11 protein-coding genes are annotated in these 17934 nt (G+C 70.0%); 8 read left to right on the forward strand and 3 right to left on the reverse strand.

Annotation, left to right across the window (positions count from 1 at the left end; translation table 11 throughout):
- The first annotated feature begins 104 nt into the window (after window positions 1-104).
- Window positions 105-2501 (forward strand): glycoside hydrolase family 95 protein, encoded by a 2397-nt coding sequence (locus tag OG413_RS37600; protein WP_266813573.1) that lies wholly within the window; start codon window positions 105-107, stop codon window positions 2499-2501.
- Here the strand turns inward: OG413_RS37600 and OG413_RS37605 are convergent.
- Complete coding sequence (locus OG413_RS37605) at window positions 2483-4702, reverse strand: germacradienol/geosmin synthase (RefSeq protein WP_266813575.1); 2220 nt, start codon at window positions 4700-4702, stop codon at window positions 2483-2485. The genes OG413_RS37600 and OG413_RS37605 overlap by 19 nt on opposite strands.
- A 310-nt stretch (window positions 4703-5012) precedes the next feature.
- On the opposite strand from OG413_RS37605, the gene OG413_RS37610 reads away from it, so the two are divergent.
- Window positions 5013-6344 (forward strand): N-acetylmuramoyl-L-alanine amidase, encoded by a 1332-nt coding sequence (locus OG413_RS37610; RefSeq protein WP_266813577.1) that lies wholly within the window; start codon window positions 5013-5015, stop codon window positions 6342-6344.
- Between the two features lie 174 nt (window positions 6345-6518).
- Here the strand turns inward: OG413_RS37610 and OG413_RS37615 are convergent, their stop codons facing one another.
- Both OG413_RS37615 and OG413_RS37620 read right to left on the reverse strand, forming a co-directional pair.
- Window positions 6519-7211, reverse strand: coding sequence for a transglycosylase SLT domain-containing protein (locus tag OG413_RS37615; RefSeq protein WP_266813579.1), 693 nt, complete (start codon window positions 7209-7211; stop codon window positions 6519-6521).
- 510 nt (window positions 7212-7721) lie between these two features.
- Window positions 7722-8912 carry an ROK family transcriptional regulator gene (locus OG413_RS37620; protein WP_266813581.1) on the reverse strand — a complete coding sequence of 397 codons (1191 nt, stop codon included), beginning with the start codon at window positions 8910-8912 and terminating at the stop codon, window positions 7722-7724.
- A 165-nt stretch (window positions 8913-9077) separates the two neighbouring features.
- Between OG413_RS37620 and OG413_RS37625 the strand changes: the two genes are divergently transcribed.
- The 6 genes from OG413_RS37625 to OG413_RS37650 all read left to right on the forward strand — a co-directional run bounded on the left by OG413_RS37625 (window position 9078) and on the right by OG413_RS37650 (window position 17917).
- Window positions 9078-10565 (forward strand): sugar ABC transporter ATP-binding protein, encoded by a 1488-nt coding sequence (locus OG413_RS37625; protein WP_266813583.1) that lies wholly within the window; start codon window positions 9078-9080, stop codon window positions 10563-10565.
- Window positions 10562-11581, forward strand: a complete 1020-nt coding sequence (locus OG413_RS37630; protein WP_266813584.1) for an ABC transporter permease — start codon at window positions 10562-10564, stop codon at window positions 11579-11581. The genes OG413_RS37625 and OG413_RS37630 overlap by 4 nt, the downstream gene beginning before the upstream one ends.
- Entirely contained in the window at window positions 11578-12588 is a 1011-nt protein-coding gene (locus OG413_RS37635; RefSeq protein WP_266813586.1) for an ABC transporter permease, read from the forward strand. The genes OG413_RS37630 and OG413_RS37635 overlap by 4 nt, the downstream gene beginning before the upstream one ends.
- A complete protein-coding gene (locus OG413_RS37640) occupies window positions 12585-13799 on the forward strand; it encodes a substrate-binding domain-containing protein (protein ID WP_266813588.1) in 1215 nt (404 codons plus the stop codon). The genes OG413_RS37635 and OG413_RS37640 overlap by 4 nt, the downstream gene beginning before the upstream one ends.
- On the forward strand, window positions 13796-14689 hold the full coding sequence (locus OG413_RS37645) for a sugar phosphate isomerase/epimerase (RefSeq protein WP_266813590.1): 894 nt from the start codon (window positions 13796-13798) through the stop codon (window positions 14687-14689). Before OG413_RS37640 ends, OG413_RS37645 begins: the two co-directional genes overlap by 4 nt.
- Before the next feature lie 144 nt (window positions 14690-14833).
- A complete protein-coding gene (locus OG413_RS37650; protein ID WP_266813592.1) occupies window positions 14834-17917 on the forward strand; it encodes a ThuA domain-containing protein in 3084 nt (1027 codons plus the stop codon).
- Window positions 17918-17934: the final 17 nt, after the last annotated feature.

A 17934-nucleotide genomic window follows, 5' to 3' on the forward strand; every position in this document is an offset into this window, starting at 1 on the left:
TCTCTCCCCGGCCACTTCCGTCCACGCGCCCGTGACCTTCGTCCAAGGGATCATTTCGTCCTGTGTCTTGCCGGGCAGTCGTCGGACCTTTACGGTGCGGTGGCATGACATCCGGGATGACGCGACGCACCACAGTGAAGACAGCGGTCGGCGTAACAAGCGCCCTGGCCCTAGGAGTTCCGGCCCTTTCCGGAACGGCGGCAGCGGCCGTTACCTCCGATGAATCAGCGGATGCGGTCCACCGTGACGCATCGGCGGAACTGCCCGCACCGACCCTCTGGTACAGCACCCCCGCCGAGGGCTGGGAGCGCGAGTCGCTTCCCATCGGCGGTGGCGCGCTCGGCGCGAGCGTCTTCGGGACCCTCGCCACCGAACGCCTCACCTTCAACGAGAAGACCCTGTGGACCGGCGGCCCCGGATCGACGCAGGGGTACGACTTCGGCAACTGGACCGCCGCCAGGCCCGATGCCCTCACCGGCGTCCAGGAGCGCCTCGACCGGGACGGCTCGCTCGGCCCGGACGACGTCGCCGCCGAGCTGGGCCAGGCGCGCCGCGGCTACGGCGCTTATCAGGTCTTCGGTGATCTGCTGCTCGACCTGCGGGACGCCCCGGCCGCGCCTGACGCCTCCTACCGGCGCGCGCTCGACCTCTCCACCGCCCTCGCCACCGTCACGTACACGCACCAAGAGGCCAACCACACACGGGAGTTCTTCGCTTCCCACCCCGGCCGGGTCCTTGCCGGGAAGCTCGCGGCCGACCGGCCCGGCCAGGTCGCCTTCACCCTGCGCTACACCTCGCCGCGCAGCGACTTCACCGCCACCGCCGCCGGGGACCGGCTCACGGTACGGGGCGCCCTCAAGGACAACGGGCTGCGCTTCGAGGCCCAGATCCGGGTCCGTACCAGCGGCGGGAGCGTCACCGCCGGGGCGGACGGGACCCTCACCGTGACCGGTGCCGACAGCGCCTGGTTCGTCCTCGCCGCCGGGACCGACTACACGGACCGCTATCCCGTCTACCGGGGCGAGGACCCGCACCGGGCCGTCACCCAGGCGGTCGACGCCGCGGCCGGGACCCCGTACGAGAAGCTGCGCGAGGACCACATCCGTGACCACCGGACCCTCTTCGACCGGGTCGCCCTCGACATCGGCCAGCGGCTGCCCGACGTCCCCACCGACCGGCTGCTCACCCAGTACACCGGCGGGGCGAGCCCGGCTGACCGGGCCCTGGAAGCGCTCTTCTTCCAGTACGGCCGCTATCTGCTGATCGCCTCCTCGCGCGCCGGATCACTGCCCGCCAACCTCCAGGGCGTCTGGAACAACTCCACCACCCCGCCGTGGTCCGCCGACTACCACACCAACATCAATCTCCAGATGAACTACTGGCTCGCGGAGGTCACCAACCTCGCCGAGACCACGGCGCCGTACGACCGCTACATCGAGGCGATGCGGGCGCCCGGCCGCAGGACCGCCAAGGAGATGTTCGGCACGGCCGGCTGGGTGGTGCACAACGAGACCAACCCGTACGGCTTCACCGGAGTGCACGACTGGTCCACCGCCTTCTGGTTCCCCGAGGCGGCCGCCTGGCTCACCCAGCAGATGTACGAGCACTACCGGTTCAGCGGCTCCACCGACTACCTGCGCTCCACCGCCTACCCGGTGATGAAGGAGGCCGCCGAATTCTGGCTGGCCAACCTGCGCACCGACCCGCGCGACGGACAGCTCGTCGTCACCCCCAGCTACTCGCCCGAGCACGGAGACTTCACCGCCGGGGCCGCGATGTCCCAGCAGATCGTCCATGACCTCCTCACCAGCACCCTGGAGGCGGCCAGGACCCTCGGCGACGCACGGGCCTTCCGCGGCAGGCTGGAGAGCACGCTCGACCGGCTCGACCCCGGACTGCGGATCGGCTCCTGGGGGCAGCTCCAGGAGTGGAAGGAGGACCTCGACAGCAGAACGGACGACCACCGTCATGTCTCCCACCTCTTCGCCCTGCACCCGGGGCGGCAGATCGAACCCGGCACCGAGTGGGCCGAGGCGGCCAAGGTCTCCCTGGGCGCGCGTGGCGACGGCGGCACCGGCTGGTCCAAGGCGTGGAAGATCAACTTCTGGTCGCGGCTGCGGGACGGCGACCACGCGCACCGGATGCTCGCCGAACAGCTGAAGAGCTCCACCCTGCCCAACCTCTGGGACACCCACCCGCCGTTCCAGATCGACGGCAACTTCGGCGCCACGTCCGGTATCGCCGAAATGCTGGTCCAGAGCCAGTACGGAGCGGTGGAGATCCTGCCCGCCCTGCCCGCGGCCTGGCCGGACGGTTCGGTCCGGGGCCTACGGGCGCGCGGCGGCGTCACCGTCGACATCACCTGGGTGGGCGGAAAGCCCACCCGGATCGTCGTCGCCGCGAGCCGCACCGGTGAACTGACCCTGCGAAGCGGCCTGTTCACCGGTGGTGAGAAGAAAATGAAGGCCCGCGCGGGCGGACGTTACGTGTTCACGGGCTGAGGCATCAGCACGGAGATCACCCTGGCGGCCGAAGTGCCGATCCCCGTGGGACCGTTGAGGTGCCACGGGGCTCCGCCCGTACCCGACCGCAGGTCCGCCTCGTAGTAGCGGACGCAGTCGCGGTGCCAGTTCAGAATCCCGGCCAACCAGTTCTGCAGATCGAGCACATAGGTGTCCAGGATCTCGCGGGCAGGCGCATCGAGCGCGAAGTCGTCATAGAGGAGGGGCAGTTCGTGCTCGATGACATGCTCGAACTGCCGCAGACGGCCCCGCATCAACTCGTGCACCATGGACACGGCTGTCGGATAGTCCACCCCGAAGAAGTTCTGCACGACCAGGACGCAGTTGTGCACCTCGCCCTCGTACTCGATCTCCTTCTGGTAGGAGAAGAGGTCGTTCAGCAGCGTCGCGTAATCGACCGCGGCGTTCTCCAGTGAGCGGATCGGTCCGCTGCGGTAGACATCGGCGGGTACCCGGTCACCGTGGGACAGCCGGCTCAGCCGCATCGTCATGTCCGCGCCGAACGTGAACCGCCGCATCTCGATGTAGTCGACGGGGTCCGGAATGCGGTTCTGTGCCTGGTTGGTCAGCTCCCAGAGCCAGCTGTCCAGCATGTCGTCCACGGACTTGCGGAACGTACGCCGCGAAGCCTCGTCCATCGGCCCCGCCGTGCGCGCCCACAGATCGGCGAGCCCGCGCTCCATGGCGTCGGAGGGCTCGGGAACGGCCTTCCCGTCCAGCGGCATGAACAGCCGCAGCCGCTCGTTGGCCGCCCACGCCCCGGCCAGGTCGCGGGCCCGCCCGTAGATCACCGGATAGAGGTCGTCGCCGTACGTTCCCCACGTCAGCCAGTTCGACGACAGGTCCAGCTCCTCCGGTGTCGCGTCCGGATCGATGCCGGCCGAGCAGAGCGGCAGGTCGATGTTGCGGGCCCGGCGCTCGTCCCAGACATGCGATCCGGGCCGGCCGGGCAGGGGGCCGAGCATGCCCATCCGCCGGGCCCACTCGATGTTCCGGTCCCGGGCGCCCCCCAGATGCGGACTCAGCGTGAGGGGGTAGGGGAGATCGAAGTCGGGGAGCAGGGAGGGGCCGACATGCTGGAACGGCACATGGGTATGGCTGCGCCGACGCGCGTCCTCCGCCCGGGGAGTGAGGCGGATGGACGCGGCGGCCATGCCCCAGCCGGATTCGGCGGGCCCGGCCGGAACCCCGCCGCCGTTCATGTAGCGGCTGGAGCGCATGTGCCACTCGTGCCCGCCGGACTGCCAGTCCTGAAGTCCCTTGGTGTACGCGAACACGGCGGCGGCCTCGGTGGGCGTGAGCCCCTTCTCGGCGCAGAGCGGGCCGACTTCGGTGAGTGCCGTGTTCTCGAACTGCTGGAGCCGTGAGGTCAGCAGGTCGTTCACGGCCTCGGCCGCCTCCTGCGTGGTGCACCCGAGGAAGTTCTCAAGGACCAGCACACCATTGCTGTTCTCCTTCTCGTCCTCGACCTCGCGCTGGTACGAGAAGAGGTCGTTGCGCAGATGCACCGCGTCCGAGAAGGCGTCCCGCAACACCCCGAGCGGCCGTGATCCGGCCACCGACGCCGGGACCTCCGCATCCGCCGCGAACTCCACCAGACCCGCCGACCAGGGCGCCCCGCCGACCTTCCGGCGCATCTCGATGTACTCGACGGGGTTGGCGATCCGCCCCTCGTCCATGTTGGAGAGCTCCCACAGGGACTCGTTCAGCAGATGCTCGGTGTTCTCGGCGAACCGGGCCCGCCAGGCGTCCGACATGGACGGCACGGTACGCGCCCACAGATCGGCGAGCCCCGCCTCGACAGGATTCTCCGGCTCCGGCATACCGTCGGCGAGGTCCATGGGCATGAAGGCGGGCAGCCGGTCCAGATACCGTTTCCCGCCCTCCCGGTCCAGCGTCCGTTTGTAGGTTTCCAGAAAATGGTCGTCGAAGAAGAACACCCACACGTACCAGTCGGTCACCAGCGACAACACCTCGGCGGAGCAGTCGGGGTGGGTGTACGCGCACAGCAGCGCGTAGTCGTGCGCCTCCAGGTCCTTCTCCTCCCAGATGCCGGAACCCTCCAGCATCCGCATCCCGCGCGCCCACTCACGGGTGTGACGTCGCGCCTCCTCCAGATGAGGGTTGAGCCGTGCCGGGTACGGAACGTAGAAGTCCGGCAGTGAGAAGGGCTGTGCCATGGTGCGTCCGGCCTTTCCGAGATTTCCGCGCGGCGCCCGCGCGGACCGGTGGTGTCCGCGCCAGCACTACCCCTCGGCCGTCCGGGGCACGCACAGCGGCAATTAGTCAGACAAACGCGGGTGGGTGGCGACTGCGGGAAATCGCAGGTCAGAGCATCCGTCAGTGGTCTGGTCCAGTGGCTCATCGAGCCGTCTCCCCGGCACTCTTGACGTGCTATCACCTCACGTCACAGAGTGTGCGCCCATAACGGGGAACGCGGAGATCCCCCAAGGACCGGCTCCTGTACGACCAGCTTCAGGAAGGGTTGTCATGACGTCCAAGCGGAGGACCAGACTCGCACTCGCCCTGACCGCGGCCGGTGCGCTGAGCGCCGCCCTGCTCGCCCCCGCGGCGCAGGCCGGGGCGGACGGGGTGCGGCCCGAGTGTCCGCGCGCTCTCGCCTGCGACTGGGTCCCGGCGGCCTACCGGCAGACCGGGGACCCGGCCGACAAGGAGACGTACGGCAATTACGACACCGCCGACCGGCCGCACAGCAACAAGATCAAGTTCATCGTCCTCCATGACACCGAAGTGGACTTCGACACCACTCTGAAGATCTTCCAGAACCCGCTGAACAAGACCTCCGCCCACTATGTGGTGCGCTCGTCCGACGGCCATGTCACGCAGATGGTCAAGAACAAGGATGTTGCCTGGCAGGCCGGCAACTGGTACCTCAACACCCACTCCATCGGCATCGAGCAGGAGGGTGTCGCCGTCGAGGGTGCCAAGTGGTACACACCCGAGATGTACCGCTCGACGGCGAAACTCGTCCGCCACCTCGCCGCCCGGTACGACATCCCGCTGGACCGGCAGCACATCATCGGCCACGACGGCGTCCCGCCCACCAGCGCCTCCGGGACCAAGAACATGCACTGGGACCCGGGCCCGTACTGGGACTGGAACCGCTTCATGGCGCTGCTCGGCAGGCCCACCGTGCCGACCGCCCCCAAGAGCGCCGAACTCGTCACGGTCAGCGCGGACTTCAAGAGGAACAAGCAGGCGTTCCGCGACTGCGAGAAGGGCGTCGACCTGCCGCGCCAGGGGAGCAGCGCCGTCCCCCTGTACACCGAACCCTCCACCGGCTCCGCGCTCTTCGCCGATCCGGGCCTGCACCCCGACGGCTCGCCGGGCACCAACTGCGCCGCCGACTGGGGCAGCAAGATCAGCGCCACCCAGCAGGCGGTCGTCGCGGACCGGGCCCCGGGCTGGACCGCGATCTGGTGGTACGGCAAGAAGGCATGGCTGCGGACCCCGGACCGCGCGCGGGTCACCACACCGACGGCCGGGCATGTGGTGAGGCCGAAGGACGGCAGGGCGGAGGTGGCGGTGTACGGGGTGGCGTACCCGGAGAAGTCCGAATATCCGGCCGACCACACGTCGCCGGTCGTCGGCAGTCCGCTGGTCTACACGATCAAGAAGGGCCAGGCGGTCCCGGGCGGCGGCGAGGCGCCCACCGGGTACTTCTACGCGCCGACGATCGACTCCTCGAAGCCCTACGACCACAGGTACTTCGCGGGCGGTCAGAAGTATGTGACGGTCCAGATCGGGCACCGGATCGGCTTCGTGCGGGCCTCGGACGTGGATGTGGTCCGCGTGCGGTGACGCACGGAGGCGACAGGGAGTTCGGCGCGCGGCGGGAAGTCCGCGGCGGCGGCGATTTCGGTGCGCGACGGGGAGGTCTTTGGCGGGGAGGTCTTTGGCACGGTGGTCCGTGACGGGGAGCTCTGTGGCGCGGCGGGGCTGAGCGGGCCCCGCCCGCCGCGCGCCGGAGGGTGCTCAGTAGGCGGAGTCGACGTTGTCGATCGAGCCGTAGCGGTCCGCGGCGTAGTTGGCCGCGGCGGTGATGTTGGCGACGGGGTCGGTGAGCTTCTTCGGCGTACCACTGACGTGGTAGGTGTCGAAGGTGGGCTGGATCACCTGGAGGAGCCCCTTGGAGGGCACGCCGTTGCGGGCGTTGATGTCCCAGTCGTTGACCGCGTGCGGGTTGCCGCTGGACTCGCGCATGATGTTGCGGTGCAGTCCCTCGTAGCTGCCGGGGATGCCCTTCGACTTCATGATGTCGAGCGACTCGCGAATCCAGCCGTCCAGGTTGTTCTTGTACTGCTTGGGCGCGGGGGCGGCCTTGCGGTCGGCGGAGCGGTTGGCGGCCTGCTCGGAGGCGTGCGCCTTCAGGACGGCGGCCTTCGCGGCCTCCGACCTCGCGGCCGCGGCCTTCTTCGCGGCCGCGTCCTTGGCCACCGCGTCCTTGAGCATCGCGTCCTTGCTCAGTGGGGTGTCGGCCGCGGGGATTCCGGTAGCCCCGGCCGGCTTGACGGCTATGGGTGCGTGCGCTGCCGCGGGCTGCGCGTTGCTCGACTCACCGGTGGCGGCGAGCGCGGTGACGGAACCGGCCGCGACGAGCACGGCGGCGGTGAGCTTCTGCGAACGGTTGATGCGGATGGTGTTGCGGAGGGTGCTGAGGCGAGGCATACGGGAGCTCTTCCGGTGGGGGACGGAGGTGGCGGCCTTCGGCGGCGCGCGGAGCAGGAACCGATGGCCCGACCTCGTTCGCCGGATGGCGTGGGTCGCAGGCTCGTTCTCGGTGCTTGCCGGGATCCATGGTTAACGGGCTGAGCAGCGGGAGGCAATGAACCCCTTTACTAACCTTGATCGTGAGATGACGTGGAATAGCCCATTTAGCGGCCTATTGAGCGGGAGAAAGAGAGGGGGCGCCTACTATCGGCCGTCGTATGTGACCAAGGTCCTGTGGCGGGCTTCACCTGGCGGGGCTCGGAAGGGCACGCCGGCGTGCCGCTCGGTCATCGCGCGTTCACCGAGCGTGGAAGGGCTGACGGGCGGGCTTCGGATGCGCCGCGGAAGGGCTGCGCGCGGGCCGCCGTAACGGCAGGGAAGGGCAGGGAAGGGGCCGCGAAAGGGCTGTAGGAGCCCGCTCGGGTCAGATCCGCGAAGGTGCCCGCCGGGCTCGGAGGCCGAGGCCCGTCAGCGCCCCGCGACCTCCCGGTCCACCTGCTCCACCGACAACGCGTGCTCGATCGCCAGGATCCCCGCCCCGACCGCCGCCGCGTTCTCGCCCGTCCGGCTCGGCTCGATCCGCAGGACATGCGTGGCCAGCGGGTGCGAGCGCCGGTACACCGCCTCGCGCACCCCCGCGAGCAGCTGGTCGTGCACGGCGGCCAGCGCGCCGCCCAGCACCACCGTGTCCGGGTTGAAGAAGTTCACCAGACCGGCCAGCACCTCGCCCACCGCCCGGCCCGCCTCGCGCACCATCCGTACCGCGTCCCGGTTGCCGGACTTCACCAGCCGCACCACATCGCTGCCCGAAGCGGCCTCCAGCCCGAGACCGGCCAGCTTCGCCGCCAGTGACGCACCGCCCGCGACGGCTTCCAGGCAGCCCGAGTTGCCGCACCGGCACGGGGCGTCCAGCTCCGCGACCCGGATATGGCCGATGTCGCCCGCGCAGCCCTGCGCCCCCCGGTGCAGCAGGCCGGCGGAGACGATCCCGCAGCCGATACCCGTACCGACCTTGATGTACAGCAGATAGCGGCAGTCGGGGAACGCCCGCCGCTGCTCTGCCAGCGCCATCACGTTCACGTCGTTGTCGACGAGCGCCCGCACCCCGAACCGGGCGGCGAAGAACTCCGGGATCGGATACTGGTGCCACCCCGGCATGATCGGCGGATCGACCGGACGCCCCGTGGAGAATTCCACCGGTCCCGGCACCCCGACCCCGATCGACCGCAGGGTTCCGGGCTCGCGTCCCGCCTCCTCCAGCAGCGTGTGCAGCGTCCGCTCCACATGACGCAGTACGGAGTCGGGCCCGTCCCCGATCGACAGGGGATCCTCCTGGGCCGCGAGCATCGTGCCGCCGACGTCCATCAGCGCCACCCGGCAGTGCGAGGCACCCAGGTCCACCCCCGCCACCGCGTGCCCGGCCGTCCTGAGCGCCAGCCTGCGCGGTGGCCGGCCGCCCGTCGAACCACCGTCCGCGTCCTCGTCCACGAAGCCGTGCCCGATCAGCGCGTCCACCCGCTGGGAGACCGTCGAGCGGGCCAGACCGGTGATCCGCGCGATGTCCGCGCGGGTCGCCGCCGCACCCGAACTGATCAGGGCGAGCACCTCGCCGGGCGAGTTCGAGGCGGTCGATGAGGGGCGGTCCGACGACGAAGGCATAGCAGTCACCTTAGGGACGACTTCTGCTGCTCACAAGGCGTCAGATGTTCGGTCATCGTCTTAAGTCCAGTCCAACTCACCTTTGAATAAAGCTGTTTGGAGCCTTGACAGGTCAAAGCCGCATCACGACTCTGCTCTGCAGACCGCTTACCGAGGAGCCAGTCGATGCTGACGATGCAGGGCGTGTCCAAGAGCTTTCTCGGGGTCCGTGTGCTCCACGACGTGGGGCTCGACCTCGAAGCCGGAGAAGTGCATGCCCTCGTGGGCGAGAACGGTGCGGGCAAGTCCACCCTGATGAAGATCCTCACGGGCGAGCACAGACCCGACACCGGCACCATCACCATCGACGGCACCCCGCACTCCTTCAGCCACCCCGCGCAGGCGCAGGCCGCCGGGATCGGCATCATCCACCAGGAGTTCGCGCTGCTCGCCCACCGCACCGTCGCCGAGAACGTCTTCCTCGGCCGCGAACCCACCCGCCGCGGCCTCGTCGACCGCCGGGCCATGGAGCGGCGCACGGCCGAACTCCTGGCCCGTATCGACGAAACCGGCATCACCCCGCGCACCCCCGTCCACGAACTGTCGGTGGCCCGCCGCCAGACCGTCGAGATCGTCAAGGCCCTCGCCTCCGACGTCCGGGTCCTGGTCATGGACGAGCCCACCGCCCCGCTCGCCGACCACGAGGTCGGACAACTCTCCGCCCTGGTGCGGCGGCTGGCCGCGAGCGGGCTCGGCATCCTCTACATCTCCCACCGATTACCCGAAGTCTTCGACCTCTCCCATCGCGTCACCGTCCTCAAGGACGGCCGCCGGGTCACCACCCTCACCACCCGCGACACCGACGCCGACACCGTCGTACGGGCCATGGTCGGCCGTGAACTCGGCGCCTACTACCCGCCCCGGGCCCGCCCCGAGGAGCTGGGGACGACCGCCCTCACCGTCAGCGGCGGCGCCAACTCCCGTATCTCCGGCATCGACCTGACCCTCCGCTCCGGCGAGGTCGTCGGCATCGCCGGGCTTCAGGGCTCCGGCCGCACCTCCCTGGCCCGCGCACTGTTCGGCGCCGCCCCCTTCACCACCGGCACCATGACCGTGGCCGGGAAGCCCCTGCGCCCGGCCCGCCCGCGCGGGGCCATCAGGGCCGGGATCGCCCTGGTCACCGAGGACCGCAAGGAAGAGGGGCTCGCCCTGCGCCAGTCCGTCCGGGACAACGCCCTGCTCGTCACCCGTGCCGTACGCACCCGCGGCGGACCGCCCGCGGGCCGCGAGGTCACCGCCCTGCTGGAACGCGTACGCCTGCACGCCCGCGGCGAGGACCAGCAGGTCCAGTACCTCTCCGGCGGCAACCAGCAGAAGGTCGTCATCGCCAAATGGCTCGCCGCACGCCCGCGGGTGCTGCTCTTCGACGAACCGACACGAGGGGTCGACGTCGGCGCCAAGGCCGCCATCCACACCCTCGTAAGGGAATTGGCGCGCGAGGGCCTCGCCGTGCTGATCATCTCCTCCGAACTGCCGGAGCTGATCGGCATGAGCGACCGCGTCCTCGTGATGTCCGAGGGCCGCCTCGCCGGTGAACTGCCCGCCGGGTCGTCGGAGGAGGCCATCATGCGCGTCGCCACCGGCGGCGACCGGCCGCGGGAGGACGCCGCGTGACCGCGCTCCGGACCTGGCCCCGGCCACCGGCGCACCGCGCGGGGCCGAAGCCGCCCGCCGGGCCGCGCCTCACCGGCCCCGTCACCGGGGTCTGGCTCGCCGCGCTCGGCGTCACCGTACTGGGCTGGATCGTCGTCGCCGCCCGCGGCGGGGACTTCCTCACCGTCACCAACACCGTGGCGATCCTGCAGAACTGCGTGGCCCTCGGTCTCGTCGCCGTCGGCCAGTCCGTCGTCATCCTCACCGGCTCGCTCGACCTCTCGGTCGCCTACCTCATCAGTCTCGGCACACTCGTCGCCGCCGAGACCATGCGCAGCGGCGGCGTGCTCATCGCGATCCTGGCGGTGCTCGCCCTGTCCGCCGCCGTCGGGCTCGCCAACGGCCTGATCGTCACCGGACTCAAGGTCAACGCCTTCATCGCCACCCTCGGCACCGCCTTCATCCTGCGCGGCTGGATCGAGGACAACTACACCGGACCCGCGGGCGAGGTCCCCGACTCCTTCCAGCGTCTCGGCTACGACCGCGTCGGACCCGTCCCGGTCTCGCTCTTCCTGCTCCTGGCCGTCGCCGTCGCCATCTGGCTCGTCACCCGCCGCACCCGCCTGGGCCACCACATGTACGCCACCGGCGGTGACGAGCACGCCGCCCGGCTCTCCGGAGTCCGCACCCGCCGCACCGTCGTCGCCGCCCACATCCTCTGTTCGCTCTGTGTCGGCGCCGCCGCGCTCTTCCTCGCCGCCCGGCTCGGCGCCGGAGCCCCCTGGGCCGGTACCGAGGCCCGCTACGACCTGGAGTCCATCGCCGCCGTCGTCCTCGGCGGCACCGCACTCGCCGGTGGCCGCGGGGGAGTGGCGGGCACCCTCGGCGGTGTCCTCGTCCTCGCCGTGCTCGACAGCGTCTTCAACCAGCTCGCCGTCGACCCGTTCTTCAAGAACGTCGTCCGCGGCGTCGTCATCATCGCGGCCGTCGCCCTGTACGCCGGGAACCGCCGTACCCCGCAGGGGAGGACCGCATGACCACCGCAGTCAAGGCTCCGCCCGTGGGCCGCCGCGTCCTGCGCGCCCTCGGCACCGGCACCCCCGTCTACCTGCTGCTCGCCGTACTCCTGGTGGCCCTCGCCCTCACCGACCCCGGGTTCTACGAACCGGACCGCTTCCTCGCCTTCGTCAAGCGCGCGGCCCCTCTCGTCATCCTCGCCGCAGGCCAGTATCTGGTCATCGTCTGCGGTGAGTTCGACCTGTCCGTCGGAGCGGTCGTCACCGCCGGGGTGGTCGTCGCCGCCGAACTGTACGCCGCCTTCCCCGCCGCGCCCTGGCTCCTGGTCACGGCCGTCCTGCTGCTCGCCGGGGGGCTGGCCGGACTCGTCAGCGGACTGATCACCACCCTGCTCAGGGTGCCCTCCTTCATCACCACGCTCGGCATGATGCTGATACTCGAAGGGGCCGTCTTCTTCTGGACGGGCGGCTCCCCGCAGGGCGTTCTGCCCACCGCCTTCCGGCAGCTCGGCCGGGGAACCGCGTTCGGATGGCTGCCCTGGGCCGTGCTCGCCTGCCTCGTGGCCGGAGCGCTCGCCGTGGCCCTGATGCGCTCCGACTTCGGCCGCACCCTGCTCGCCACCGGGGACAGCGAACGGACCGCCGCGCTATCCGGCGTACGGGTCGCCCGCGTCCGTACCATCGCCTTCGTCCTGTCCGGCGTCGCGGCAGCCCTCGCCGCCGTACTCGTCGGCGGGTTCTCCGGAGTCTCCGCGCAGGCGGGCCGCGGCTACGAGTTCGAGGCGATCACCGCCGTCGTCCTCGGCGGGGTCGTGCTCGGCGGCGGCCGGGGCTCCGTCGTCGGCGCGATGGCCGGGGCGTTCTCCCTCCAGGCCCTGTTCACCCTGCTCAACCTCCAGGGCGTCTCCGGCGCCCTGGAATCGACCGTGCAAGGCGTCATCGTCATCGCCGCCGTCGGACTCGGCGCGGCCGACTGGTCCCGGCCGCGCCGCCGCCGTACCCCATCCCCGGAAGGGACATCCACATGAGTACGCGACCGACCCGGCACGCCCGCCTCTGCGTCACCGCCGCGCTCGGTGCCGCCCTCCTCGCCGGCTGTACGAGCGATGTGCCCCCCGACGCCCCGGCCGCCGGGTCGAGCAGCCCCACCGAGGGCTCCGGCACCGGCGAGCAGTCGGCGTTCTTCGACCGGGCCGAGTACGACCGGCAGATCGCTCTCGGCAAGGAGACGGCCGAGGGCCCGGCGGACAAGCCCTGGGAGCAGATGCTCCGCCCGGAGCTCGTCGACACCGCGCGGTACCGGCAGAAGGGCTCCGGCGGCCTGCACCTGTGCTTCTCCAACGCCGGGGTGTTCAACCCCTGGCGGCAGGTCGGGCTGAAGAACATGCGGGCCGAGGTCGCACTTCACAAGGAGATCACCGACTTCACCGTCCTGGACGCCCAGGGCAAGGACGACAAACAGATCTCCGACATCCAGGAACTCACCGGCCGGGGCTGCGACGCCCTCATCGTCTCCCCGAACACCACCGCCACCCTCACCCCCGCCGTGAAGCAGGCCTGCGCGAAGCTGCCCGTCATCGTCTTCGACCGCGGGGTGGAGACCGACTGCGCGGTCACCTTCATCAACCCCATCGGCGGCTACGGATACGGGGCGGCCGCCGCCGACTTCCTGGTGGAGAAGGTCAAGCCCAAGGGCAGGATTCTGGCCCTGCGGATCTCGCCGGGCGTCGACGTGCTGGAGACCCGCTGGTCGGCGGCGAAGCTCGCCTTCGACAAGAGCGGACTCGACGTCGTGGACGTGAAGTTCACCGACGGCGACCCCGCCAGGACCAAGTCGATCGTCACCGACGCCCTCACCCGGCACGGCGGCATCGACGGCGTCTGGATGGACTCCGGCGCGACCGCGGTCGCCGCCGTGGAGGCGTTCGAGGACGCGGGCAAGGACGTGCCGCCGATCACCGGCGAGGACCAGCAGGACTTCCTCCAGGTGTGGAAGGACAAGAGGCTCACCGCCGTCGCCCCCTCGTACCCGACCTTCCAGTGGCGTACGCCCGTGATCGCCGCGCTGAAGATCCTCAAGGGCGAGCGGGTTCCCCGGGAGTGGAAGCTGCCGCAGCCCACCGTCACCCAGGACACCCTCGACCAGTACCTCAAACCCGGTATGCCCCCGCTGCACTACGCGATGTGCGGCTGCGAGAACATGCCCGGCTTCCCGGAGAAGTGGGGTGGCAAGAAGTGAGCGCGGCTTCCCTGCCGCTCGGCGCCAACCCGTGGATCTGGCACTCCCCGGTGACGTACGGAGCACTCGGCGATGTCCTGCCGCGCCTGTCCGCCTGGGGCTTCGACTGCGTCGAGATCCCGCTGGAGAACGAGCGGGACTGGTCACCCGCGTCGGTCGGCAAGCTCCTCGACGCCTCCGGGCTCGCGCCCGCCGCGGTGATCGCGGTCATGCCGCCCGACCGCGATCTCGTCCACACCGCCCCGCGGACCGTCCAGGTCACCCAGGACTATCTGCGCCGCTGTATCGACGCCGCCCACGCGCTGCGCGCCCCCACCGTCGCCGGACCCGTGTATACGGCGGTCGGCCGCACCTGGCGTCTGGACCGCCACGAACGCGGTGCGGCCTACGAGGAGTTGCGCGAGAACCTCGCCCCGGTCGTCGACCACGCCCGAGCGGCCGGGGTACGGATCGCGGTGGAACCCCTCAACCGGTACGAGACGAGTCTGCTCAACACCGTCGAGCAGACCCTCGACGCCCTGACCGGGCTCCCCGAGGACACCATCGGCCTGGCGCTGGACACCTACCACCAGAACATCGAGGAGCGCTCCCTGCCCGCCGCCGTGCGGCGCGCCGCGGGCCGCATCGTCCATGTCCAGGTGTGCGCCAACGACCGGGGCACCCCCGGCGCCGACTCCCTCGACTGGCCGGGCTTCCTCGCCGCGCTGGTCACCGGCGGGTACCGGGGGCCGCTGTGCATCGAGTCGTTCACCGCGCACAACGACGCCATCGCGGTCGCCGCCTCCGTCTGGCGGCCGCTCGCCGCCACTCAGGACGCCATCGCGACCGAGGGCCTGGCCTTTCTGCGCGACGCCCTCGATGCCCTGGACCGGCCCCCGGCCGCCCCCTGACCGGTCCACCCTCCGCCGTACCTCGACCCACCCGCCCTCCGCTGCCCAGCCGCACCGCGCCCCCCGCTCGTCCACCCGCCGAGAGAGGACCCCCACGTGAGCCGCCATCGATGGACATGTCATGTTCGTGACATACGACGACTGTTGGTCGCGTCAGTGAGCGCACTGCTCCTCACCCTGACCGCGCTGCCCGCCGCCGCCGCGACCACCGGCAAGGCACCCGCCTTCAACGTCCTGCTCTTCACCCGAGCCGCCGGCTACGTCCACGCCTCCATACCGGCAGGCATCCAGATGTTCAAGGAGGAGGCCGCCGAGAACAACTTCTCCCTCGTCGAGACAGCCGACCCCGCCATCTTCGACGACGCGAAGCTGAAGGACTTCGACGCCATCGTCATGCTGCAGAACTCCGGCATGGTCTGGGACACCGACGCCCAGCGGAAAGCGATGCAGACCTATGTACGCGGCGGAGGCGGCATCGTCGCCCTCCACAACACCCTCGACATGGGAGTCGAGGAGCAGTTCCCCTGGTGGGACGAGGCCATCAACGGCGGCGCCCACATGCCCGCCCACTCGCCCGGCGTCCTGAAGGGCACCGCCAAGGTCGCCGACCGCGTCCACCCCTCCACCGCGGGTCTCCCCGAACGCTGGGAGCGCTCCGAGGAGTGGTACAACTTCGACGCCAACCCCCGCGGTGACGTCCATGTCCTGGTCACGGCCGACGAGAAGACCTACGACCCGGGCGGCTCCGCCATGGGCGCCGACCACCCCATCTCCTGGTGCCGCACCACCGAGGGCGGCAAGGTGTGGGCCACCGCCATGGGCCACGACATCCCCGCGTACACCGAAGCGGCCTTCCGCGACCACGTCATCGGCGGTCTGCGGTGGGCAGCGGACAACAAGCCCGGCGACTGCGGCGGCACCGTGTGGAACGGCTACGAGAAGGTCACCCTCGACGACAACACCGCCGACCCGATGGAACTGGACGTCGCCAAGGACGGCCGGGTCTTCTACATCCAGCGCAGCGGCGAGGTGAACATCTTCGACCCCGCCACCCACGCCACCACCACCGCCGGAAAGCTCGACGTCTACGGCGGCGGCGAGGACGGCCTGGTCGGCATGGAACTCGACCCGGACTTCACGAAGAACCACTGGATCTACCTCTACTACGCCCCCGCGGGCGCCACGAACGACGTCAACCGGCTCTCCCGCTTCACGATCAAGGACAAGACCCTCGACCTCACCAGCGAGAAGAAGCTCATCGACGTCCCCGCCTACCGCGACCGCACCTTCCCCGAACCCGGACACACCGGAGGCGCCGTCGAGTTCGGCCCCAACCGCACCCTCTACCTGGGCGTCGGCGACGACACCCCGCCCAACCTCGACCCGAACTGGCAGGGCTACGCCCCGCTCGACTGGCGCGAGGGCAAGGAGATGCTCGACGCCGCCCGGACCGCGGGCAACACCAACGACCTGCGCGGCAAGATCCTGCGCATCAAGCCCACCGCCGCGGGCGGCTACACCATCCCCAAGGGCAACCTCTTCGCCAAGGGCACCGCGAACACCCGCCCCGAGATCTACGCCATGGGCTTCCGCAACCCGTTCCGCTTCACCGTCGACCCGAAGACCGGCTACGTCCACGCCTCCGACTACGGACCCGACCGCGGCCTGCCCACCACCGACCGCGGACCCGAGGGCCTCGTCGAGTACAACGTCATCAAGAAGGCCGGGAACTTCGGCTGGCCGTTCTGCCACGGCAACAACCAGGCGTACGCCCCCTACAACCCCGACACCAAGGAAGTCGGCCCCAAATTCGACTGCGCCAAGCCGGTCAACGCCTCACCCAACAACACCGGCCTGAGCCAACTCCCGCCGATCCAGCAGCCGGAGATCTGGTACGGATACGGCGCCTCCGAGGAATTCCCCGAGGTCGGCAGCGGCGGCTCCGCCCCGATGAGCGGACCGGTCTACCACTACGACAGCAAGAACCCCTCCACCACCAAGTTCCCCGCCTACTTCGAGGGTGCGAGCTTCTTCTACGAGTGGGCGCGCAACTACGTCAAGGAAGTCCGCTTCGACAAGGACAACAAGGTCCTGAAGATCAACGACTTCCTGTCCTCGCAGAAGTTCAACAAGCCGATGGACATGACGTTCGGCCCCGACGGATCGCTGTACGTCCTCGAATGGGGCTCCTCCTTCGGCGGCGGCAACAACGACTCCGGCCTCTACCGCGTCGACTACGCACAGGGGCAGCGCATCCCGGTCGCCAAGGCCACCGCCTCCGCCACCGACGGCCCCGTGCCGCTGAAGGTCGACTTCTCCAGCACGGGCAGCGCCGACCCCGACGGCGACCCGCTCAGCTACGCCTGGGACTTCGACGGTGACGGCACCTACGACTCCACCGAAGCCGCCCCCAGCCACACCTACGCCGCCAAGGGGGACTTCGCCACCCAGCTGAAGGTCACCGACTCCAGTGGCAAGTCCGGCTACGCCAACATCCCCATCACGGCGGGCAACACCGCACCCGAGGTCACCATCGACTTCCCCGTCAGCGGCAAACTCATCGAGTTCGGGGACAAGATCCCGTACAAGGTCACCGTCACCGACCCGGAGGACGGCCCGGTCGACTGCGCCGCGGTCACCGTCAACCCGGCGCTCGGCCACGACGACCACGAGCACCCCACCACCGACATCCCCGGCTGCGAGGGCACCGTGGACACCGGCGACCTGGGCGGCCACCCCGAGGGCGCCGATCTCACCTACGTACTCAACGCCAAGTACACCGACAAGGGCGGTGACGGCGTCTCCCGTCTCACCGGATACGGGCGCACCGTGCTCCAGCCCAAGCACAAGCAGGCCGAGTACTACGATGCCCAGTCCGGCACCCGGATCGTCGCCCAGGAAGGCGCCGAGAACGGCAAACGGATCGGCGACGTCTCCGACGGCGACTGGGTCGCCTTCGACCCGATGAGCGTCGAAGGCATCGCCACCGTCAGCTACACCCTCTCCTCACCCAACGGCGTCGGCGCCATCGAACTGCGGGCGGACGCTCCCGACGGGACCCTGCTGGCCACCACCCCTGTTCCCAACACCGGCGGCTGGGACACCTACCGGGCAACGCCACCCGTTCCCGTCCAGGCACTGACCGGAACCCACAAGCTCTATCTGGTCTTCACCTCACCGCAGAACAACGCCTTCGACGTGGACGCGGTGGACTTCGCGACCGGCTGACCACTGCCCCCGGCCGG

The sequence above is a fragment of the Streptomyces sp. NBC_01433 genome (assembly GCF_026340105.1).
Taxonomy (GTDB): Bacteria; Actinomycetota; Actinomycetes; order Streptomycetales; family Streptomycetaceae; genus Streptomyces.

What these genes read in the sequence shown, in the direction of transcription:
- OG413_RS37600 (WP_266813573.1), top strand. Translation starts at nt 105, where the DNA reads ATGACATCCGGGATGACGCGACGCACCACAGTGAAGACAGCGGTCGGC.
- OG413_RS37620 (WP_266813581.1), bottom strand. Translation starts at nt 8,912, where the DNA reads ATGCCTTCGTCGTCGGACCGCCCCTCATCGACCGCCTCGAACTCGCCC.
- OG413_RS37625 (WP_266813583.1), top strand. Translation starts at nt 9,078, where the DNA reads ATGCTGACGATGCAGGGCGTGTCCAAGAGCTTTCTCGGGGTCCGTGTG.
- OG413_RS37610 (WP_266813577.1), top strand. Translation starts at nt 5,013, where the DNA reads ATGACGTCCAAGCGGAGGACCAGACTCGCACTCGCCCTGACCGCGGCC.
- OG413_RS37615 (WP_266813579.1), bottom strand. Translation starts at nt 7,211, where the DNA reads ATGCCTCGCCTCAGCACCCTCCGCAACACCATCCGCATCAACCGTTCG.
- OG413_RS37635 (WP_266813586.1), top strand. Translation starts at nt 11,578, where the DNA reads ATGACCACCGCAGTCAAGGCTCCGCCCGTGGGCCGCCGCGTCCTGCGC.
- OG413_RS37605 (WP_266813575.1), bottom strand. Translation starts at nt 4,702, where the DNA reads ATGGCACAGCCCTTCTCACTGCCGGACTTCTACGTTCCGTACCCGGCA.
- OG413_RS37640 (WP_266813588.1), top strand. Translation starts at nt 12,585, where the DNA reads ATGAGTACGCGACCGACCCGGCACGCCCGCCTCTGCGTCACCGCCGCG.